Source organism: Methylobacterium sp. SD274, assembly GCF_017355285.1.
Taxonomy (GTDB): Bacteria; Pseudomonadota; Alphaproteobacteria; order Rhizobiales; family Beijerinckiaceae; genus Methylobacterium.
The window spans coordinates 315,949-337,247 of record NZ_JADIJP010000002.1; the positions used below are offsets into that span (position 1 = coordinate 315,949).

Consider the following 21,299-nt stretch of genomic DNA (forward strand, 5'->3'; position numbering starts at 1 on the left):
AGAAAGAATAATGGGAGAGCCAAGATGTCGGCGAGTGCTGCCTTGAATACGACCGAGGGCAAGGACCTCTACGAGCTGGGTGAAATTCCGCCCCTCGGCCATGTTCCGGCGAAGATGTATGCCTGGGCGATCCGGCGCGAGCGCCATGGCCCGCCGGAGGAATCGATGCAGGTCGAGGTGGTGCCGACCTGGGAGATCGGCGACGACGAAGTCCTGGTCTACGTCATGGCGGCCGGCATCAACTACAATGGTGTCTGGGCCGGCCTCGGCGAGCCGATCTCTCCCTTCGACGTGCACAAGGCCGACTACCACATCGCCGGTTCGGATGCCTCGGGCATCGTCTGGGCCGTGGGCGCCAAGGTGAAGCGCTGGAAGGTCGGCGACGAAGTCATCGTCCATTGTAACCGCGACGACGGCGACGACGAAGAGTGCAACGGCGGTGACCCGATGTTCTCGCCTTCACAGCGGATCTGGGGCTACGAGACGCCGGACGGCTCGTTCGCGCAGTTCTGCAGGGTCCAGTCGCGCCAGCTGATGAAGCGGCCGCAGCACCTCACCTGGGAAGAAGGTGCCTGCTACACACTGACCCTCGCCACCGCCTACCGGATGCTGTTCGGCCACGCTCCGCACACGGTGAAGCCGGGCCAGAACGTGCTGATCTGGGGCGCCTCGGGCGGTCTCGGCGTGTTCGGCGTCCAGCTCTGCGCCGCCTCCGGTGCGAACGCCATTGCGGTCATCTCGGATGAGTCGAAGCGCGACTACGTGATGAGCCTCGGCGCCAAGGGCGTCATCAACCGCAAGGACTTCGATTGCTGGGGCCAGCTGCCCAAGGTGAACTCGCCGGAATTCCACGCCTGGACCAAGGAAGCGCGCAAGTTCGGCAAGGCGATCTGGGACATCACCGGCAAGGGCAACGATGTCGACATCGTCTTCGAGCATCCCGGTGAGGCGACCTTCCCGGTCTCCGCGCTCGTCGTGAAGCGTGGCGGCATGGTGGTGTTCTGCGCCGGTACCACCGGCTTCAACATCACCTTCGATGCCCGTTACGTCTGGATGCGCCAGAAGCGTATTCAGGGTTCGCACTTCGCGCATCTGAAGCAGGCTTCGGCCGCCAACCAGTTCGTGCTGGACCAGCGCATCGACCCCTGCATGAGCGAGGTGTTCCCGTGGGATAAGATCCCCCAGGCGCACACCAAGATGTGGAAGAACCAGCACCCGCCCGGCAACATGGCCTGTCTCGTCAACGCTCCCCGCGCTGGGCTCCGCACGCTGGAAGACGTGATCGAGGCCGGCCCGAAGCGCTGAGATCGAGGATGGTGCTCAGCGCTTGCCGCCGCCCTCGGCCGGCAGGTGCTGGGCATAGGCCTCGCGTTCTTCGCGCTCCTTGATGAGGTCGGCATAGGCCTGGCGCATTTCCGGTGACACGGAAACGCTCCGGGCCTTTTCCTTTTTGCGCTTGGGCGCCTTCTTGAACTGATTGCTCGTCTCGTTCATCGCGTCGCCCCGGTTGTCCGTCGACGATAAGCATAGCCAAGTTGCGTGACGGCTACGAGATGGCACCTCCTGCTTTCGAGATGCCGAGGCGACTGGTAAGGAGAGGAAACAGGATTATCCGGTGATTGCCCTTCCTTTCCCGAGCGCGGGAGAGGCGCGGGCGACGGGCCGGTTCACGAACGGCGAAGCATCATGGAAAAGTTCACCACCCTCACCGGCGTTGCCGCGCCGATGCGCATCACCAATGTCGATACCGACCGGATCATCCCGAAGCAGTATCTGAAGACGATCAAGCGCACCGGTCTCGGCAAGGGGCTGTTCTCCGAGATGCGCTACAACGACGATGGCTCCGAGAACCCGGATTTCGTTCTCAACCAGCCGGCTTACCGCAACGCCAAGGTGCTGGTAGCCGGCGACAATTTCGGCTGCGGCTCGTCGCGGGAGCACGCGCCGTGGGCGCTCGCCGATTTCGGTATCCGCTGCATCATCTCTACGAGCTTCGCCGATATCTTCTTCAACAACTGCGCCAAGAACGGCATCCTCGCCATCATCGTCTCGCCGGAGGATCTGGAGAAGCTGTTCGACGATGCCGAGCGCGGCTCCAACGCTACCCTGACGATTGATCTCGAGAGCCAGACCATCATGGGGCCTGATGGCGGCACGCTGCATTTCGACATCGATGCCGGGCGCAAAGAAAGCCTGCTCAACGGGCTCGACGAGATCGGCCTGACCCTCAAGCGCGCGCCGAAGATCGACGCCTACGAGGAGAAGCTCGCCGCGCGCGGATTTGCCTGAGCGCCGACATCATCACGGTTCGTTTACCATGCGCGCGGCTTAAAGGTCGGGAAACGCCGAAAACCGCCGGGAGACTGCCCATGACGTCGCGCGCGAAGCTGACTGCCCTCCTCTGCCTCGCGAGTGCGGCAGCGTCCGTTCCGGCCAAGGCCGACTTCCGCTCCTGCCTCGCCTCCCTCCAGGGCGAGGCGGCGGCGCAAGGGATTTCGGCCCAGACGTTCCGCGCGGCGACCGACGGCATCGCCTTCGACGACAAGGTCATCGAACTCTCCCAGGCGCAGCCCGAATTCAAGACGCCGATCTGGGACTACATGGCCGCCCTCGTCGACGAGGAGCGGGTGGACGACGGCAAAGCGGCGATGAAGCAGCATGGCCAGGCCCTCGCCAATGCGGAGGCGCGCTATGGCGTAGACCGCTACACCATCGCCGCCGTCTGGGGCGTCGAATCGAATTTCGGCAAGAACCTCGGTAAGATGCCGCTGGTTCAGTCCTTTGCCACTCTGATCTGCTCGAACCACCGCCGCGCGGGCTTCTTCAAGGGCGAGCTGATGGCGACCCTGAAGATCATCGAGCGCGGCGACATCGACCCGTCTCGCTTGACGGGGTCATGGGCCGGCGCCTTTGGCCAGACCCAGTTCATGCCCACCACCTACCAGCGCCTCGCCGTCGACGGCGACGGCGACGGGCGCCGTGATCTCGTGGATTCGGTGCCCGACGCGGTGGCCTCCACCGCCAACTTCCTGCGCGTGGCCAAATGGTCGAACGGTCAGCCCTGGGGCTACGAGGTTCGGGTGCCGAAGGGTTTCAATGCCGGGGCCGCCGGGCGCAAGAACAAGCACGCCGTGGCGCATTGGGCCTCCATGGGCGTCACCCGGATCGACGGACGCCCGCTCTCCGGCGACGGCCCCGCTGGCATCCTGCTCCCGGCCGGTATCAACGGCCCGGCCTTCCTGGTGACCCGGAATTTCGACGCGCTCTATTCCTACAACGCCGCCGAATCCTACGGTCTGGCCATCGCGGTGCTGTCCGACCGCCTGCGCGGCCGCTCCGGCGTCCAGGCGGAATGGCCCACCGACGATCCGCCCCTGTCGCGCGCCGAGCGCCGCGACCTTCAGACCAGATTGGCGGCCCAGGGCTACGATGTCGGCGAGCCGGACGGCAAGGTCGGCGCAAAGACCCGCGACGCGATCAAGGCCATCGAGCGCAAGCTCGGCATGCCGCAGACCGGGCGACCGGGTGGAAAGGTGCTCGAGGCCCTGCGTCGGGGATAGTGGTGTGAAGGGGTCGGCACGTCTTCATTCGATCAGCCGACCCGCCCTCCAATCCGCCCTTTCCGGGACGCTGATGAAGCTGACCGATCCTCCGAGGCGGCGCCGGTCGCTGCCTCGGGCTATGACGGCCGGGGCTCCGGCCTGAGGGAATGGGTCCGAAGATATCCTCTCATCACTTGGACCCAAGACTTGGACCCAAGCGGCCTGGTCGCTTTAGTAAGATGATGCGGATATCTATCGATATCTATTTCGGAAGTGAAATCTCTATTTATTTTGCTATGTGCCGCCATCTTGCTGATGGTCTTCTTCGTATTGCCTTGGCGAGACCACGTTCGGATCGCGTCAGGAGGTTAATCCGCGCCTTCGAACACAATGTCAGGCCTTTCCTCTTGGCCCGTGTGACGCCGCACCCTGTTCACAGACTGGGCTGATTGGCGCAGGATTAGGCATTGTTGGCCGTCCGTTGACCCTTATGTAGCTGAAACATGCACTAAGGAAAATCATGCTGTATAAAAATGTAGCAATTGCTGCCGTGCTCATTCTCGCGACGGCTTCCTCGGCGGCGGTTGCCCAGACGGCGGGGAAGCGCGGCGTTCAACAGCGTCACCAAGATGTCGACGCGACCCATGCGATCGAGCAGCGCTATGAGCCGTCGCGGATGTTGAGCCCTGCGCCGAAGCAGGAAATGAAAATGATCCCCTTCCCCCGTGGTGGTCGGATGGAGATGATCCTCGTGCCGGCCAATCCGTCCTCGTAGATGTTGCAGTCGAGGATGGGGGCGAGCATGTCTCGGGATGCGAGACTGCTTTGGGATGGATGCCGGTGCGGCGCCCATCCGCCAACGAAAAAGGCCGGGCAATGCCCGGCCTTTCGCAATTCTAACGAGGCTTGCCGTACAGCTTATTCGGCTGCGGTCTTGGCAGCGGACTTCGCGGCCTTCTCGGCCTTGCGGGCGTCCTTGTTGGCCTTCGAGGCATCGGCCTTGGCGGCCTTCTCGGCGGGGCGGTCGGCGCGCTCGACGATACGGGCGGACTTACCGCGACGGTCGCGCAGGTAGTACAGCTTGGCGCGACGCACCTTACCGCGACGCACGACGGCGATCGAATCGATCATCGGCGAATAGACCGGGAAGACGCGCTCGACGCCCTCGCCGTAGGAAATCTTGCGGACGGTGAAGCTCTCGTTGAGGCCGCCACCGGAGCGCGCGATGCATACGCCTTCATAGGCCTGCACGCGGGTACGCTCGCCTTCCTTCACCTTCACGTTCACGGTCACCGTGTCGCCGGGCTGGAAGTCGGGAATGGTCTTGCCGAGCGCAGCAATCTGCTCCTGCTCGAGCTGCTGGATGATGTTCATGGTCAAGTTCCTGCCGGTGCGCGCCCGCGATCCCAGGAGGGGAATGCGTGCGTCAGGATTTCGGCATCCTGTTTTGAGTTGCCGCGGGCCATACAGGAAGCATCGGCCCTTGTCGACATCCCCGCCGAAGAACACGAACGGGCCTGTCCACCGCCGGGTGCGTGCAGGTTGAGAAAATCCCGCATACGGTCCACATGGATAGGTAAGCGCGGGGCGTTCCTCGCGCCCTTCCCGGCCGGCCTTGAACCGGCGCAGCGGACGAGGATACGACACAGCCATGTTCATCCAGACCGAAGCTACTCCTAATCCCGCCACCCTGAAGTTTCTGCCGGGGCGCGTGGTACTCCCCGAATCGACCTTCGAGGCTCGGGATGCCGAAGCCGCTGCTCGCTCGCCGCTGGCCCAGCGCCTCTTCGACGTACCCGGCGTCGCCGGCGTTTATTTCGGCCACGACTTCATCTCCGTGACCAAGATCGAGAACGAGCACGGCTGGCCACAGGTGAAGCCGGCGATCCTCGGCGCGATCATGGAGCATTTCCAGTCGGGCGCCCCGGTCCTGGCAGAGGGCGTCGTTCTCGGCAGCGACGATGCCGAGGAATTCTACGATGCGGCGGATCACGACACCGTCGTCACCATCAAGGACCTGCTCGAGACCCGGGTGCGCCCTGCGGTTGCCAGCGATGGCGGCGACATCACGTTCCGTGGCTTCAAGGAGGGCGTGGTCTATCTCGAAATGAAGGGTGCCTGTTCCGGCTGCCCTTCCTCCACCGCCACGCTCCGGCATGGGGTGCAGAACCTGTTCAAGCACTTCCTTCCCGAAGTGCGCGAGGTCCAGGCGGTCTGATTGCCGTCGCAAGCGCGCAACACCCTGCGTCCTTCGTTGCTTCCGAGGGCCGTCCCGCACTGACGGGGCGGCCTTTTTCATCGTAAACTCGTGCGCCCGACGGGCATCCCGATCTGGAGTGACGTTGCGTATCCTGGCTATCGACACGGCGCTGGACGCCTGCTCCGTCTGCATCGCGACGGATCTCTCCGACGATCTCCTCGCCGAAGAATCCATGACCTTGGCCCGTGGCCATGCCGAAGCGTTGCTCCCCATGCTGGAACGCGTGATGGCGCGTGTCGAAGGCGGGTTCGAGAGTCTCGACCGGGTCGCGGTCACCGTCGGTCCAGGGAGCTATACCGGCCTTCGCGTCGGCTTGTCGGCCGCTCGCGCCGTCGGCCTCGCGACACAGGTCCCGGTGGTCGGCGTCACGACATTGTCCGCGCTCCTGGCGCCCTTGCTCGCCACCAACGGCCAGGGCCTGATTGCCGCGGCGATCGATGCCCGGCACGGCTCGGTGTATTTTCAGGCCATGAACATGGCGGAAGGCATCGTCGTGCCCCCAAGCCTCCTGCGGATCGAGGAAGCGGCCGATCACGTCGGGCGTAGCCCCGTCACCCTGGTTGGATCCGGCGCGCCCGCACTGAGCAGCCTGCTGAGATCCCGTGGCGTCGCGGCATCTATCAGTGATGCCGGCCCGCCGCAGATTGCCTGGATCGCCTCCCTCGGCATGCTGGCCGACCCTGCCCAAGCCATGGCGCGTCCGCTCTACCTGCGTGGACCGGACGCCACTCCCCAGGATCACGCGAGGCTGGCCCGTCGATGATTCGTCCCGTCTCTCCGCTTTGGGCTCTCGATTGGTGGCTGGCCTGGTGGGACGCCTGGGGCGGCGAGCCCTACGTGACGCCTCTACGCGATTCTTCCTCCGCCTCCACCCTTGCCCGCCTGCACGCCACCTCCTTCGCGCGGCCCTGGGATGCCCATGAATTCGAGCGGATGCTGTGCGAGCGCTCCACCGAGGCTCACGCGCTCTGGCGCGCCGGCACGATCCAGGGCTTCATTCTTTCGCGCCGCGTCGCCGACGAAGCCGAGATCCTCACCGTCGTCCTGGCACCTGCCGCACGGGGCGGTGGCCTGAGCCACAAGCTCGTACGTGAGCATCTCGGGCATCTCGCCCTGAACGGTGTGCGCCATGTTCATCTTGAAGTGGACGAGGGCAATGCCGCTGCATTGAAGCTCTATGCTCGGCACGGCTTCCAGCGCGTCGGCGAGCGCACGGGGTATTACACCCGCGCCGATGGCACTCGCGCCACGGCCTTCACCATGACGGCGACCCTGTCGTGATCCGCGCTTCTTGATCGACGTCGGACGATGACGCGTCTCGGCACCGCCCTTCGGCTTCTCGTCTGCGTCCTGGCCTTCGGGGTGCTGGTCGGTCCGCATCTCCTCAGCTTGAGATTCGGGCGCGGGCGGATCGCTGCCCATGCGCCGACCTACTTCCACCGGATCTTCCTGGCGCTGTTCTCCGTGAGAGTGACCCAGAGCGGCACGCCCCCTGCCCTGGGGGAGCCGGCCCTCGTCCTATCCAACCACATCTCCTGGCTCGATATCCTCGTCCTCGGATCCTTGCGGCCGCTCTCCTTCGTGGCGAAATCGGAGATTTCCGGGTGGCCCGTCGTGGGAACCCTGGCCCGGCTCCAGCGCACCGTCTTCATCGACAGAGCGCGCCGTGCCGCGACAGCCAGCGTCAACGCCACGGTGGCGAGCCGGTTGACCGATGGCGATCTCATCGTCCTCTTTGCCGAAGGCACGACGGGGGACGGGACACGTCTGCTGCCGTTCCGCTCGTCCCTCGTCGGAGCCGCCCGCGCCGCCATCGATTCCGAGGGCGGCACCCGCGACCGCGTCCGGCTCCAGCCGCTCGCCCTCACCTATCCGCGCCGCAACGGCCTGCCCGTGATCCGGTCCGAGCGGCCGGGCATCGCCTGGTACGGTGACATGGAGCTGGCGCCGCATCTTGCGGTCTTCCTTCGGGAGGGGCCGATCGACGTTCATGTCGTCTGGGGCGATCCCATCGCCTTCGAGGCCGGCACCGACCGCAAGCGCGCCACCGCCATGGCCGAAGCCTCGGTGCGCAGGGCGATGCAGGCATCCGTAACGGGCCGGTGGGAGGGCGTGGCGGTGGCGATGCCCGTCGCGGAGCCCCTCATCGCAACGCTCCCCTCCTCGAATGTCGCCGCCTGAACCCCTTCGGCCGTGTTCGTAATGTCGCAAGGAAGCGACGGGCCGGGTGAAACGTGCTAGCACCGCCGGCAGCAGGGGGCGTCCGAGCGACGCCCGAGGTCTATCCGGTGCTGGAACGGTCGCGTTGAAGAAAGCCTACGTTAAATCCTACGGCTGTCAGATGAATGCCTACGATGCGGGTCGCATGTCCGACCTGCTCGGTAGCCAGGGCTATGCCGCCACGGAAAGCGTCGAGGAGGCGGATGTCGTCATCCTCAATACCTGCCACATTCGCGAGAAGGCCGCCGACAAGGTCTATTCCGAACTCGGCCGACTGCGCGTTCTGAAATCGGCTCGTGCCGAGGCTGGGCTGGACACACGGATCGTGGTCGCGGGCTGCGTCGCACAGGCTGAGGGCAAGGAGATCCTGGCGCGTTCACCCGCCGTCGACGTGGTCGTGGGCCCGCAGAACTATCATCGTCTGCCCGATCTTCTGGCTCGTTCCGGCTCGGCGCGCGTCGTCGACACGGAGTTTCCCGTCGAGGACAAGTTCGACCATCTGCCCATCCGCCGGACGGCTGCGGTCTCGTCGTTCCTGACCGTGCAGGAAGGCTGCGACAAGTTCTGCGCCTTCTGCGTCGTTCCCTATACGCGCGGGGCCGAGGTCTCGCGCTCGGTGGAGGCGATCCTGGATGAGGCGCAGAAACTCGTTCGGGGCGGTGCTCGCGAGATCACGCTGATCGGGCAGAACGTCAACGCCTATCACGGCGTCGGCGCCGATGGCGCATCGGTGACGCTTCCCGCGGTGATACGCGCGCTCGAAGCGATACCGGGCCTCCTGCGCCTGCGCTACACCACGAGCCACCCCAACGACATGGCTGACGATCTGATCCGGGCGCATGGGGAAATCGCCGCGCTGATGCCTTACTTGCACCTGCCGGTTCAGTCGGGCTCCACCCGCGTGCTGCAGGCGATGAACCGCAAGCATACGGGCGATGCCTATCGCCGGCTCATCGAGCGCGTGCGCCGGGTGCGCCCGGATATCGCCCTGTCCTCCGACTTCATCGTCGGGTTCCCCGGCGAGACCGACGTGGAGTTCGACGAGACGATGCGCCTCGTGGCCGAGATCGGCTTCGCGTCGGCCTATTCTTTCAAGTACAGCCCGCGCCCCGGTACGCCGGCCGCCGAGCGCGAGGACGCCGTGCCCGAGGCCGTGAAGTCCGAGCGCCTCGCAGCACTCCAGGCCTTGCTCGATGACCAGCGTCACGCCTTCAACGCGTCCGCCGTCGGCCATGTCGTCGAGGTGCTGGTGGAGAAGGCCGGACGTCATCCGGGGCAGGTCGCCGGCAAGACACCGCATCTCCTGCCCGTGCAGTTCGATGCCCCGCCTGCCACCATCGGCACGGTCGTGCCTGTGCGCGTGATCCGCGCCGGCTCGAACAGCCTGTTCGGCGAAGCCGTTACCGACGAGGCGGCGGCCGCTTGACGACGCTGACGCCACGCAACCGCATTTTCATCCTGGGAGATGAGATGGCCGCGTCATGCCGTCCCGACCCCATTCGTGACGCTCAGCGATACTCACAGCAAGGAGCCTCTGCGTGCCGGCATCTGACGGTCTGAGTGGACGGGGAGCGCCCCTCCGTGGGCGTGGACCGGCGGCGCGGGTGGGAGAGATCGTGGAGACGGTAGACGTCTCCCTGACCTTCGATGACAACCGGCTCGCCAGCCTCGTTTTCGGCCAGTACGACCAGAACGTCGCCCATATCGAACGGCGTCTGGCCGTCACCGCCACGGCTCTGGGCAACCACCTCGTTGTGAAGGGACCGCCGGATGCCGCCGAGAAGGCGCGCAAGGTGTTCGAACGGCTCTATGCGCGTGTGAAGGCCAGCGGCACCGCCCTAACCCTCGGCGATGTCGACGGCGCGATCCAGGAGACGACGCTTCAGGGCAACCTCTTCCCCTCCGCGGAGGTGAGCGCCGAGCCGGATCGCCCGCATTTCGACCAGATCGCCACGCGCAAGCGCGGCGCCGTGCGGGCCAGGAACGCGGCCCAGGACACCTATATCAAGCTTCTTCGCAACCACGAGCTCGTCTTCGCCGAAGGCCCCGCCGGCACCGGTAAGACCTGGCTCGCGGTGGGCTACGCGGTGTCCCTGCTGGAACAGGGCCATGTGGAGCGCCTGATCCTGTCACGGCCCGCCGTCGAGGCCGGCGAGCGTCTCGGCTTCCTGCCCGGCGACATGCGCGAGAAAGTCGATCCGTACCTGCGTCCGATCTACGACGCGCTCTACGATTTCATGGAGGCGCGGCACGTGGACCGCAGCCTGCAGACCGGCGTCATCGAGATCGCGCCGCTGGCCTTCATGCGCGGGCGGACCCTGACCAACGCCGTGGTTCTCCTCGACGAGGCTCAGAACACCACCTCGATGCAGATGAAGATGTTTCTCACCCGTCTCGGCGAGAACTCGCGGATGATCATCACCGGAGACCCGAGTCAGGTCGATCTCCCGCCCGGCCAGAAATCCGGGCTCGTCGAGGCCGTGAACATCCTCGATGGTGTCGAGGGGATCGGCCGGGTGACCTTCCGCGACGTGGACGTGGTGCGCCATGACCTCGTTCGCCGCATCGTCACCGCCTACGAGACGGCTGCCCATGGCGAGGGCGATGCGGACCGCTCGCCCATGTCCCGCCGCAGGCCGCTTTCGTGATGCCGAAGTCGGAGATCGAATCCGAGATCGACGTCGCCGTGGAGGACCCGCGTTGGGAAACCGTGGTGCCGGACCTCGAGGCTTTCGTCATCCGGGCGGTAGAGGCAGGACTTGCCATCGTGCCCGATACGCCGGCCCATCCGATCGAGGTGAGCGTGCTGCTGACCACGGATGAGGTGGTCCAGGACCTCAACCGGACCTGGCGTGGCAAAGACAAGCCCACCAATGTCCTGTCTTTTCCCGCTTCGCCGCAACCCGCCCATGCGGGTGTCGCGGTGCCGCTCGGCGATGTCGTTCTTGCGTATGACACGATGCTGCGCGAGAGTGCCGAGCAGGGAAAACCGCTTCAAGACCACCTTGCGCATCTTCTGATCCATGGCACGCTTCATCTTCTCGGCCAGGACCACGAAACCGGCGACGCGGACGCGAACGCCATGGAGGCCTTGGAGACCGAAGCCTTACACGGCCTCGGTATCGCCGACCCCTATGCCGAGTGAGGGGCGATTCCGCCCGCAATTCCAGATCAGAGAGACATGACGAACGATCGAAGTCGCGGCGCGGCTCAGGCTGCGCCCAGTAGCGGTGACGGTGAGGCTCAGGCGCGGGAGCCCTGGTACGACCGTCTGCTGCACGCCTTCCATCTCCGGCCGCGCGATTCGTTGCGCGACGATATCGAGGATGCGCTGGCCGAACCCGATTCGGGTGAGAACCTGTTCTCCCCCCTCGAACGGGCCATGCTCAAGAACGTTCTCGGGCTGCACAAGGTGCGCGTGGACGACGTGATGATCCCGCGCGCCGACATCGTCGCCGTCTCCATGGAGACGAGTCTCGGCGATCTGTTGAAGCTGTTCCGCACCGCCGGCCATTCGCGCCTGCCGGTTTACGGCGAGACGCTCGACGATCCGCGCGGCATGGTCCACATCCGCGACTTCGTCGATCACATCGCCGCCAAGGCTGAAGCGACCACTCGCCGACCGAGCGCCGCGATCGCCACTGCACTTCCCGATACGGCGGGCGATGTCGCAGCCGTGGTACCTCCGCGCCCGCGCCGTGGCACTCGTGCCCTGAAGGCACTCAACCTCGGCAATGTCGATCTTTCGGCGACCCTGGCCTCGACCCGGATCCAGCGCCCGGTCCTGTTCGTGCCGCCATCCATGCCGGCCATCGATCTGTTGGTACGGATGCAGGCGACGCGCACGCACATGGCCCTCGTCATCGACGAATATGGCGGGACCGACGGGCTCATCTCCATCGAAGATCTCATCGAGATGGTGGTCGGCGATATCGAGGACGAGCACGATGTGGCCGAAGGCCACCTGGTTCAGCGCGTCGAGGGCGATGCCGACATGTTCATCGCCGATGCCCGCGCCGGACTCGCCGAGGTATCCGAGGTGAGCGGCGTCGATCTCGTCGCCGCTGTGGGCGAGATGGCCGAGGAGATCGACACGATCGGCGGCCTCATCGTCACGCTCGCCGGACGCGTTCCCTCGCGCGGCGAACTCATCACCGGGCCGGGCGACCTCGAATTCGAGGTGCTCGATGCCGACCCGCGCCGGGTGAAGCGGTTGCGGTTGCATCGCGGCCCGATGAAGATCGCCCCGCTCATACCCCTGGCCCTTCCGCCGCCGAGCAGCAGTCCGATCGCCGAAGCCTCGTAGCGCCTCGTTCCGGATCGAGCGCCCCGGATCCTGCACCAGGCTTTCGTCTCACATCAGCTTTTCCCGAAACGTGACGGTCACGTCTCGGGCTGATGCCTCAGCCGGGATGACCCGAAGATGAGCTACGCCTTCGACGGTGCCGGGTCGCGCCCTGCGCCCCTGCGCGGAAGCGCGACGGGGCCGCTCGCTCACCTCGCGCAATGGATCATGCTCACCTCCGGCTGGCGTCGCCTGCTTGTGTCGATCGCCGCCGGCGCCGTCGGCGCATTGGCGATGCCGCCTTTCGGTGCCCTGCCCGCCCTCGTCGTTTCGCTGAGCATCGCCGTCTGGTTGATCGACGGTGCGGCAACGGGGCGGCGGGGAAACCGTGGCGCGGTCCTCGCCTGCGCGGTCATCGGCTGGGCCTGGGGCTTCGGCTACCTCACCGCCGGTCTGTGGTGGCTCGGCTCCGCGTTCTTGGTAGAGGCGGACGAGTTCTTATGGGCGCTGCCCCTCGGTGTGATCGGCCTGCCCGCGGTGCTCGCGCTGTTCTACGCCGCGGGTTTCGCGCTGGCGCGCGTGCTCTGGTCACAGGGTCCCGTACGTATCGCCGCTCTCGCTGTCGGCATCTCTGCTTCTGAGTGGCTACGCGGTCACCTCTTTACCGGGTTTCCCTGGAACACGCTCGGCATGGCGCTCGGCCAGAACCTTTGGCTGATGCAATCCGCCTCGGTGATCGGGCTCTACGGCCTCACGCTTCTCGCTGTCCTGATCGCAGCCGCGCCCGCCACCCTCGCCACGGGTACAACGGCACGAGGGCGTTACGCACCGGCCTTGGCGGCCTCTGCCGGACTCGCCGCGATGGCGCTGTTCGGGATCGTTCGTCTGCCGCCGACCGCCACGGCGACGGTAGAAGGGGTACGTCTGCGGCTGGTGCAGCCGAACCTCAACCAGGACGCGAAGTTCCGCCCGGAAAATCGGGCCGACATCATCGACTGGTACATCGGTCTCAGTGATCGTGCCGCCGCGCCGGACCGTACCGGCATTGCTGACGTCACCCACGTGATCTGGCCCGAATCGGCGTTCCCCTTCCTGATCCAGCGCGATCCGGACTCGCTCGCACGCATCGCCGCCGCTTTCCCCCCGGGGCGGCAGCTCATCACCGGCGCGGCCCGCGCCGAGGAGCCGTTGCCGAATGAGCGCCCGCGTTTCTTCAATTCGATCCTGACGATCTCGTCCGGTCCGAAGCTCGGCGACATCTACGACAAGGTCCACCTCGTGCCGTTCGGCGAGTATCTGCCGGGGCCACTCGACGCAGCGTTGAGGGCGGTGGGTCTACGCCAGTTCGTGTCGATTCCCGGCGGATTCACGCCCGGCGCCCGGTCCGGCCAGCGTCTGCTCGACATCGCGGGACTTCCCCCCGTTGTCGCGACGATCTGCTACGAGGCGATCTTTCCCGGCGAAATCCTGCCCGGACACGCGCCCGACGGGTCGTCTCCCGTTCCGGGGCTGATCCTTAACGTCACCAACGATGCCTGGTTCGGCGATACGCCTGGGCCGCGCCAGCACTTCGCCCAGGCCCGATTGCGGGCCGTGGAAGAGGGATTGCCCATGGTGCGCGACGCCAATACCGGCATCTCGGCGGTGGTCGACCCGTATGGACGCATTACTGCCAGCCTGCCCGTGGGGGTAGAAGGCATCCTCGATGCGGATCTCCCCGTTCGGTTGCCCGGCCGCACGGTCTACGCCGTCCTGCGTGACCTGCCCTTCGCCGGGATGCTTGCCGGCCTCGGCCTCATCGCCCTCTTGGTAAGGCGCCGCATCGCGTGACCGATCCCACCTTGCGGAACGCCCGCCCGGTCCTCGTCGGGCTCGGGATGATGCTGGTCGCGTTCAACATGCGCCCCGCCCTCACTTCCCTCGGTCCCCTACTCGACGCCATCCGCGCCGAGACTGGCCTGACCGCCGCGGGGGCGGCGTTCCTGACGACCCTGCCGGTCCTATGCCTCGGCCTCGCCTGCGTGCTCGGCCCCGTCATGGTCCGGCGGACGGGGGCGGAGCGTGGTGTGCTGGTCGCGATCCTGGTCATCGCCCTCGGCTCGGCCCTGCGCGGGCTCGGAGGGCTCCCTCCCCTTTTCGCCGGGGCCTGTATCGCGGCCGTCGGGATCGGCCTTGCGGGCGTCCTGTTGCCCGGATTGGTGAAGCGAGACTTCTCCGGGCAGGCCGGTTTGATGACCGGACTCTACACGATGGTTCTCTGCCTCGGCGCGGCGACGGGCGCCGGATCGGCGGTGCCCCTGGCCGATGCCTTCGGAGGCTGGACGCGTGCGATGGCGGCCTGGGCCGTACCGGCCGTGGCGGCGGCCATAGCCTGGATCGTCTTCGTCCCCCATCGCGAGAAGGGGCCGTCGCCCGCCCGCCGCCGCCCGCTCTGGCGCGATTCCCTGGCCTGGCAGGTCACCGGGTTCATGGGCCTGCAATCGTCCCTCGCCTACATCACCTTCGGCTGGCTCCCGGTCGTGCTGCAGAGCCGTGGCCTATCTGCGGTGGAGGCCGGATTCGTTACCTCCATCATGAGCATCGGGCAGGCGCCGAGTGCCCTCCTCGTGCCGGCTTTCGCCGCGCGGCTGCGGGACCAGCGCGGTATCGCGATCGCCCTTCTCATCCTGTCGGCGGCGAGTTTCCTGGCGCTGGTCGATGGACCGGTCGCACTCGTACTCCCGTTCGGCATCGGGCTCGGTCTCGGAATCGGCGGCTTGTTCGGCCTCGCCCTCACCATCGTGGTGCTGCGCGCCCGCGATGCGGTCGGCGCGGCCGACCTCTCGGCGATGTCCCAGGCAGTGGGCTATTCCATCGCCGCTCTCGGCCCGCTGGGGTTCGGATTGGCGCACGACCTGTTCGGGGGCTGGCGCGTCTCGGCCGGTCTGTTCTGTGCCATCGCCCTGGCGTCCGGAATCTTCGCCCTCGGCGCGGGCCGCGACCGGAAAGTCGGCGCGGCTTCCGCCGCAGAATGACCGCATAAAAAATCCCCGCGATCACGAGGATCGCGGGGAGGTCATGGTTCAGTCCGAACGACCGGAGCTTACTCGGCGGCGACGCGATGCGCCTGGCTGCCATCCGTGTAGGTCTCGGCCTGTAGGCGCTTGCCCGGAGCCGCGCGGCCCGGCAGCGGCGGCAGGGCCTTGGCCTTCTCCAGATCGATGCCGGCACCTTCGGCAACGCGACGGCCGTAATCCTCGTCGGCATGCCAGAAGTGCCAGACCATCCGCAGTTGGATGGCTTCCGGGCACTGCTTCATGTCGCCGACGAGATTGGCGATCAGGTCGTCACGCTCCCAATCCTGGAACGAACGGTAGCGGACGCCGGCCTGGGTGTAGTCGTCCTCGGTGCGCGAGGTCTGGTAGCGGCCGAGCTGGCCCTGGACCGGCTGGTGGTAGTCCTTGGCGGGCTTCGGAGCCTCGCGCAGGCCCTCGGCCAGCGTCGAAGGCTCGTAGTTGATGTGCCGGTTCGGACCGGTGCCGTCGACCGAGTAGGTCATCTGGCCATCACGCTGGTTCGAATAGACCTTCACGCCGGGCTGCGGCGCATTGATCGGCAGCTGCAGGTAATTGGCGCCGACGCGGTAACGCTGCGTGTCCGAATAGGACAGCGTACGGCCCTGGAGCATCTTGTCGTCCGAGAAGTCGATGCCGTCCACGAGGACGCCAGTACCGAAGGCCGATTGCTCGACTTCCGCGAAGAAGTTGTCCGGCACGCGGTCCAGCACCATGCGGCCCACGGGCAGAAGCGGGAAGTCCTCGACCGGCCACAGCTTGGTGTCGTCGAGGGGATCGAACGACAGGTGGTCGTTCGGACCGTCCGGCATGATCTGTACGCAGAATTCCCACTCGGGGAAGTTGCCCTTCGAGATGTTGTCGTAGAGGTCACGCGTGGCGTGGCCGACATCCTTGGCCTGGATTTCGGACGCCTGGGTCGAAGTCAGGTTGCGGACGCCCTGCTTGGGCTCCCAGTGGAACTTGCAGAGCACGGCTTCGCCCTGGTCATTGACGAGCTTGTAGGTGTTGACGCCCGAGCCCTCCATCTCGCGATAGTTGGCGGGAATGCCCCAGGGCGACTTCAGGTGAGTCACCATGTGGATGGCTTCAGGGTGCTGGGACACGAAGTCGAAGAAGCGCCATGCCTCCTGACGGTTCGTCACCGGGTCGGGCTTGAACGCGTGGATCATGTCGGGGAACTTGATCGCGTCGCGGATGAAGAAGACCTTGAGGTTGTTGCCCACGAGGTCCCAATTGCCATCGACGGTCTTGAACTTCACCGCGAAGCCGCGCGGGTCGCGCTCGGTCTCCGGGCTCTCCTTGGCACCGGCCACGGTGGAGAAGCGCACGAACATCGGAGTCTTCACTCCGGTCTCGTTCAGCACGCGGGCGCGGGTGTACTTGGAGGCCGGCTCGTTGCCGATCTTGCCATAGGCTTCGAAATAGCCATGGGCACCGGCGCCGCGGGCATGGACGACACGCTCGGGAATGCGCTCGCGGTCGAAATGAGTGATCTTCTCGATGAACTGGTAGTTCTCGAGGGTCGCCGGTCCCCGCTCGCCGACCGTGCGCGTGCTCTGGTTGTCACGGACCGGATGGCCCTGGCGGGTGGTCAGTATCGGGCGTTGATCGCTCATGCGGAACTCTCTCCTAGAATGTCGGGACGATCCGGATCGAGCGTGCGGTGTCGCGTCGCCATCCTGGAATCGTTCTGAGACACCCTTATGAACCGTGCCTGATCGTTTGGCTAATGCATCGTCGCAAAGGCTGCGATAGATAGAGCCTATGAACGTATCGGGTCTGTCCCTCCGGGATCTGGAATATGCCGTCGCCGTCGCCGAGGAGAATCACTTCGGACGGGCGGCCGAACGCTGCAATGTGAGCCAGCCCACACTCAGCGTGCAGGTCCGCAAGCTCGAAGAGGCCTTGGGCCTCGTTCTCTTCGAACGTGGCAACCGACGGGTGATGCTGACGCCGGCGGGTCAGAGCATCGTCCGCCAGGCCCGCACGGTGTTGGCCGAAGCGCAGCGGCTGCTGGCTCTGGCGAGCGAAGGGCGCGGCGCGCCCCTTACCGGACGCCTGGTCCTGGCCGCCATCCAAACCCTGGGGCCGTATCTGTTTCCCCTTGTGCTGCGAACATTGCGGCAGGAGTTTCCCATCCTGTCCCTGGCGTTGAGTGAGGCGAAGACAGCCGAAATCCTGGAGGGGCTGCGGGACGGCAGGGTCGACGCCGCCTTGATCTCCCTGCCGATCCCCACGTCCGGTCTCACCGTCTCGCCGCTCTTCATCGAGCCGTTCCTGCTCGCTTGTCCCGCCGATCATGCCCTCGCCCAGGGCGGGGCGTTGCGGGCGACGGACATTGCCGGGCCGGACCTTCTTCTCCTCGACGAGGGCAATTGCCTTCGCGATCAGGCCGTCGCCGCGTGCGGGGCCGGCTCCGCGGCGGGTCGCCATGCCACCTCGCTCGAAACCCTGCGCTCGATGGTGGCGGCCGGCGCCGGCTACACCCTGCTCCCCGCGCTCGCCGTGCCGGCTGGAGCTGATGCCAGCGGCCTTACCGTGACGCGCGGCTTCGATCTCGACGGGCCGGGCCGGACCATCGCGCTCGCCTGGCGCTCCAGCGACCCGCGCGCCAGCGGCCTTGCGCATCTGGCGAGCTTCTTCAGGGCGCACGCGCCCGCCGGGACAACGGCGTTTCGCGACGATGCCCCGGCGGGTCGTGACAGCGTCGCCGAACCGGTGTAGCGCCGGCTGCCTTCCCAAGAATGGTCTCCCGTGATCAGCCCGCGCTCCCTCGGCCTCTGGACGGCGCTCGTCGCCGCCTCGGCGGTCATCGCCTACAGCCTCACGCTCGCGCAGTTCCCGGCGGCGCTCCTCCTGGGGCCGATGCTCGTCGCCATCGCTTTCGGGGTCGGCGGTGCGAGCCTGTCGTTGGCGAAACCGGGTTTCCAGGCGGCGCAGGCCATCATTGGCTGCCTCGTCGCCAAATCCGTGACCGCCGACATCGTCGGGACACTTCTCGATGACGGGCTGCTGATCCTCGCCGTGGTGCTGGTCACCGTCATGGCCGGCGCCCTTGTCGGCTGGGCGCTGACCCGCCTGCGAATCCTCCCGGGTAGTACCGCCGCCTGGGGCTCGTCCCCTGGCGGAGCCGCCGCCATGACGGCCATGGCGGAAGAATACGGCGCGGATCCACGCCTCGTCGCCTTCATGCAATATGTCCGCGTCGCTGCCGTGGTCCTGTCGGCCTCGGTGGTCGCCCGCATCCTCACCGACACATCGATTCCGGCAAAGGCCGCATCGCTGGAGGAGACTGGTATCCTCCCTGTGCTGGTGACGCTCTCAGTCGCCGGGATCGGCGCCGTGCTGGCCCGCTTTCTGCGCCTGCCGGCGAGTGCTCTCGTCGGGCCTATGATCCTGGGTGCCGTGCTCCACGCCATGGGGCTCGTCTCGATGGCCCTGCCGGAGCTGCTCCTCGATCTCGCCTATGCTTGCATCGGCTGGTATGTCGGCCTGCGTTTCACCGCGCAGACGTTGCGCGAGACCGTCGCGGCCCTGCCAGGCATCCTTACCGCCACCCTTGCGGTGATCGCCCTTTGCGGCGGCTGGGCCTTCGGCTTGACCTTCCTGCTTCCGGTGGACTTCCTCACGGCGTTTCTCGCGACGAGCCCCGGCGGGCTCGATTCCGTGGCGATCATTGCCGTCGGCTCGAAGGCCGACGTCTCCTTCGTCCTGGCGGTGCAGACCCTGCGCCTGTTCGTCGTCCTGATCACCGGACCGCTTCTGGCCAAGTGGATCGCGCGCGGCGCTCCGGCGGATCGCTGAAAGCATGCGCGCGCTCTACTTCGCCTTCCTCAATTCCTGGCGCGGGCTCGTCTTCGGCGCCCGGACGGAACGGGCCTTGCGCCTGGAGCTCGTCCTGTTGGTGGTCGGCGTTCCGGCGGCCCTTCTGCTCGGCGGAACGCTCTGGATCCGCGTGGCACTCCTGGCCAGCCTGCTCCTCATGCTGGCGGCCGAATTCCTGAATACGGCGATCGAGAAACTCTGCGACCACCTCCACCCGGACCACCATGTGCGGATCGGCGTGGTGAAGGATCTTGCATCCGCCGGGGCCTTCATGGCGCAGGCCGTGGCGGCCCTGGTGTGGCTGGCAGCCCTGGTCGACAGGTTCTTTTAAAGTCGGCCCTCGTTCGCCATCTCCGCTACGGGCGGCGCCTTGTCCCACCGGGCCGGTGGATCGCCCCTCGCTTCTTTGTCGCCTCGGGCGTATCCCGAGGCACACCCGACATCGATTCTGAACCCCCGACGGAGCACGAGTCTCCTTGACCGACTATATCCGCAAGATCCTCACCGCCCGCGTCTACGACGTCGCCATCGAGAGTCCGCTCGATCCGATGCCGCGCATGTCCGCGCGCCTGGGGCGCCCGATTCTGCTCAAGCGCGAGGATCTGCAGCCGGTCTTCTCGTTCAAGCTGCGCGGTGCTTACAACAAGATGTCCGGCCTCTCCTCCGAAGTCCTGGCGCGCGGGGTCGTTTGCGCTTCGGCTGGAAACCACGCGCAGGGCGTCGCCCTGGCGGCAGCGCGTCTCACCGTGCGCGCCGTCATCGTGATGCCGCGCACGACCCCTGCCATCAAGGTCGATGCTTGCCGCGCGCGCGGAGCCGAGGTCGTGCTGTTCGGCGATACGTTCGACGAGGCGCTCGGCCATGCCCGCCAATTGGAAGGCGAGCAGGGTCTCACGTTCCTTCACCCGTTCGACGATCCCGATGTGATCGCCGGACAGGGCACCATCGGCATGGAGATCCTGACCCAGCATTCCGGGCCGATCGAGGCGATCTTCGTGCCGGTCGGCGGCGGCGGTCTCGCCGCCGGCATCGCGACTTTCGTGAAGTACCTGCGGCCGGAGACGAAGGTCATCGGTGTCGAGCCGGACGATGCCGCCTGCATGGCGGCGGCCCTGGCCGCCGATGAGCGTGTCGTTCTGCCGACCGTGGGATTGTTCGCCGACGGTGTCGCCGTGCGCCAGGCCGGCGAGGAAACCTTCCGTCTCTGCCGCGAGCATCTCGACGGGGTCATCACCGTCGATACTGACGCCATGTGCGCGGCAGTCAAGGACATCTTCGACGACACCCGCGCCGTCTCCGAGCCGTCCGGAGCCCTGGCTCTGGCCGGTGCCAAGGTCTATGCGGCGCGCGAGGGCGGCTCGGCGGGGACGCTGGTGGCGATCTCCTCCGGGGCCAACCTCAACTTCGATCGTCTGCGGCACATCGCCGAGCGTGCCGAGATCGGCGAACAGCGCGAGGCGCTCCTCGGCGTGACGATCCCCGAAGAGGCGGGTTCCTATCGCGCCTTCATCCGCCATCTCGGCCCGCGTGCGATCACCGAGTTCAACTACCGTTACGCGCCCTCCGCCGAGGCGCAGATCTTCGTGGGCATCAACTTGCCCGGCGGAATCCCTGAGAAGCGCGACCTCATCGCCGGCCTCAGGGCCGACGGCTACAGCGTGGTCGATCTCAGCGACAACGAGATGGCCAAAGTGCATATCCGCTACATGGTCGGCGGTCGCTCGACCGAACTCACCGACGAGCGCATCTACCGCTTCCAGTTCCCGGAGCGTCCGGGTGCCCTCCTGCGGTTCCTCGACGGTTTGGCGGACGGGTTCAACATCACCCTGTTCCACTATCGTAACCACGGCGCCGATTACGGCCGGGTGCTCGCTGGAATCAGCGTTCCCCGAGAAGAGCGCCAGCGCTTCGATACCGCCCTGGACGATCTCGGATACCCGTATGTGGATGAAACGGACAATCTCGCCTACCGCCTGTTCCTGGCAACGGGAGAGATTGCCCGGTCGGAGCTCGAGGTTTCTGATCGTACTTCTGGCTAATGAAGGCGCTGCAAGTTTCGGTTGAAGCGCGGTCGCGCGGGCACGCTTCAATGAGGGAAAGGCGTCGAGGCC

21 protein-coding genes are annotated in these 21,299 nt (G+C 66.2%); 18 read left to right on the top strand and 3 right to left on the bottom strand.

Annotated features, from left to right (window positions below):
• The first annotated feature begins 24 nt into the window (after window positions 1-24).
• On the top strand, window positions 25-1,305 hold the full coding sequence (gene ccrA / locus IPV08_RS03290; protein ID WP_027172596.1) for a crotonyl-CoA carboxylase/reductase: 1,281 nt from the start codon (window positions 25-27) through the stop codon (window positions 1,303-1,305).
• A 15-nt stretch (window positions 1,306-1,320) separates the two neighbouring features.
• Here ccrA and IPV08_RS03295 read toward each other — a convergent pair whose 3' ends face one another.
• The gene (locus tag IPV08_RS03295; RefSeq protein WP_200919143.1) at window positions 1,321-1,494 is read right to left on the bottom strand and encodes a hypothetical protein; all 174 of its coding nucleotides are present in this window, start codon (window positions 1,492-1,494) and stop codon (window positions 1,321-1,323) included.
• Window positions 1,495-1,686: 192 nt separating this feature from the next.
• Here IPV08_RS03295 and leuD point away from each other — a divergent pair, with 192 nt between their 5' ends.
• From leuD to IPV08_RS03310, 3 genes are all read left to right on the top strand, one after another.
• A complete protein-coding gene (leuD, locus tag IPV08_RS03300; protein WP_207410736.1) occupies window positions 1,687-2,289 on the top strand; it encodes a 3-isopropylmalate dehydratase small subunit in 603 nt (200 codons plus the stop codon).
• Window positions 2,290-2,369: 80 nt separating this feature from the next.
• Window positions 2,370-3,560, top strand: coding sequence for a lytic murein transglycosylase (locus IPV08_RS03305; protein WP_207410737.1), 1,191 nt, complete (start codon window positions 2,370-2,372; stop codon window positions 3,558-3,560).
• 502 nt (window positions 3,561-4,062) lie between these two features.
• On the top strand, window positions 4,063-4,317 hold the full coding sequence (locus IPV08_RS03310; RefSeq protein ID WP_207410738.1) for a hypothetical protein: 255 nt from the start codon (window positions 4,063-4,065) through the stop codon (window positions 4,315-4,317).
• A 143-nt stretch (window positions 4,318-4,460) separates the two neighbouring features.
• Here IPV08_RS03310 and rplS read toward each other — a convergent pair whose 3' ends face one another.
• Window positions 4,461-4,916 carry a 50S ribosomal protein L19 gene (gene rplS, locus IPV08_RS03315; protein WP_018042354.1) on the bottom strand — a complete coding sequence of 152 codons (456 nt, stop codon included), beginning with the start codon at window positions 4,914-4,916 and terminating at the stop codon, window positions 4,461-4,463.
• A 277-nt stretch (window positions 4,917-5,193) separates the two neighbouring features.
• On the opposite strand from rplS, the gene IPV08_RS03320 reads away from it, so the two are divergent.
• The 10 genes from IPV08_RS03320 (at window position 5,194) to IPV08_RS03365 (ending at window position 15,321) form a co-directional block, all read left to right on the top strand.
• Complete coding sequence (locus IPV08_RS03320; protein WP_056429959.1) at window positions 5,194-5,760, top strand: NifU family protein; 567 nt, start codon at window positions 5,194-5,196, stop codon at window positions 5,758-5,760.
• Window positions 5,761-5,884: 124 nt separating this feature from the next.
• Window positions 5,885-6,565, top strand: coding sequence for a tRNA (adenosine(37)-N6)-threonylcarbamoyltransferase complex dimerization subunit type 1 TsaB (tsaB, locus tag IPV08_RS03325; protein WP_207410780.1), 681 nt, complete (start codon window positions 5,885-5,887; stop codon window positions 6,563-6,565).
• Window positions 6,562-7,083: a GNAT family N-acetyltransferase gene (locus IPV08_RS03330; protein ID WP_056429952.1), complete on the top strand. Its 522-nt coding sequence runs from the start codon at window positions 6,562-6,564 to the stop codon at window positions 7,081-7,083. Before tsaB ends, IPV08_RS03330 begins: the two co-directional genes overlap by 4 nt.
• Window positions 7,084-7,110: 27 nt before the next feature.
• On the top strand, window positions 7,111-7,983 hold the full coding sequence (locus IPV08_RS03335) for a lysophospholipid acyltransferase family protein (protein ID WP_207410739.1): 873 nt from the start codon (window positions 7,111-7,113) through the stop codon (window positions 7,981-7,983).
• A 124-nt stretch (window positions 7,984-8,107) separates the two neighbouring features.
• Complete coding sequence (miaB, locus tag IPV08_RS03340) at window positions 8,108-9,448, top strand: tRNA (N6-isopentenyl adenosine(37)-C2)-methylthiotransferase MiaB (RefSeq protein ID WP_207410740.1); 1,341 nt, start codon at window positions 8,108-8,110, stop codon at window positions 9,446-9,448.
• A 178-nt stretch (window positions 9,449-9,626) separates the two neighbouring features.
• Window positions 9,627-10,670 (top strand): PhoH family protein, encoded by a 1,044-nt coding sequence (locus tag IPV08_RS03345; protein ID WP_348646067.1) that lies wholly within the window; start codon window positions 9,627-9,629, stop codon window positions 10,668-10,670.
• Entirely contained in the window at window positions 10,670-11,167 is a 498-nt protein-coding gene (ybeY, locus tag IPV08_RS03350; RefSeq protein WP_207410742.1) for an rRNA maturation RNase YbeY, read from the top strand. The genes IPV08_RS03345 and ybeY overlap by 1 nt, the downstream gene beginning before the upstream one ends.
• 36 nt (window positions 11,168-11,203) lie before the next feature.
• Window positions 11,204-12,328 (top strand): hemolysin family protein, encoded by a 1,125-nt coding sequence (locus IPV08_RS03355; protein ID WP_056429940.1) that lies wholly within the window; start codon window positions 11,204-11,206, stop codon window positions 12,326-12,328.
• A 117-nt stretch (window positions 12,329-12,445) separates the two neighbouring features.
• The gene (gene lnt / locus IPV08_RS03360; RefSeq protein WP_207410743.1) at window positions 12,446-14,137 is read left to right on the top strand and encodes an apolipoprotein N-acyltransferase; all 1,692 of its coding nucleotides are present in this window, start codon (window positions 12,446-12,448) and stop codon (window positions 14,135-14,137) included.
• Entirely contained in the window at window positions 14,134-15,321 is a 1,188-nt protein-coding gene (locus tag IPV08_RS03365; RefSeq protein WP_348646064.1) for an MFS transporter, read from the top strand. The genes lnt and IPV08_RS03365 overlap by 4 nt, the downstream gene beginning before the upstream one ends.
• A gap of 68 nt (window positions 15,322-15,389) precedes the next feature.
• Here IPV08_RS03365 and IPV08_RS03370 read toward each other — a convergent pair whose 3' ends face one another.
• Window positions 15,390-16,979 (bottom strand): catalase, encoded by a 1,590-nt coding sequence (locus IPV08_RS03370; RefSeq protein ID WP_207410744.1) that lies wholly within the window; start codon window positions 16,977-16,979, stop codon window positions 15,390-15,392.
• A gap of 148 nt (window positions 16,980-17,127) precedes the next feature.
• On the opposite strand from IPV08_RS03370, the gene IPV08_RS03375 reads away from it, so the two are divergent.
• The 4 genes from IPV08_RS03375 (at window position 17,128) to ilvA (ending at window position 21,227) form a co-directional block, all read left to right on the top strand.
• Complete coding sequence (locus IPV08_RS03375) at window positions 17,128-18,087, top strand: LysR substrate-binding domain-containing protein (RefSeq protein WP_056429935.1); 960 nt, start codon at window positions 17,128-17,130, stop codon at window positions 18,085-18,087.
• A gap of 30 nt (window positions 18,088-18,117) precedes the next feature.
• Complete coding sequence (locus IPV08_RS03380) at window positions 18,118-19,167, top strand: AbrB family transcriptional regulator (protein ID WP_207410745.1); 1,050 nt, start codon at window positions 18,118-18,120, stop codon at window positions 19,165-19,167.
• 4 nt (window positions 19,168-19,171) lie between these two features.
• The gene (locus IPV08_RS03385) at window positions 19,172-19,519 is read left to right on the top strand and encodes a diacylglycerol kinase (RefSeq protein ID WP_207410746.1); all 348 of its coding nucleotides are present in this window, start codon (window positions 19,172-19,174) and stop codon (window positions 19,517-19,519) included.
• Window positions 19,520-19,664: 145 nt separating this feature from the next.
• Window positions 19,665-21,227 (top strand): threonine ammonia-lyase, biosynthetic, encoded by a 1,563-nt coding sequence (gene ilvA, locus IPV08_RS03390; protein WP_207410747.1) that lies wholly within the window; start codon window positions 19,665-19,667, stop codon window positions 21,225-21,227.
• The last annotated feature ends 72 nt before the right edge of the window (window positions 21,228-21,299 follow it).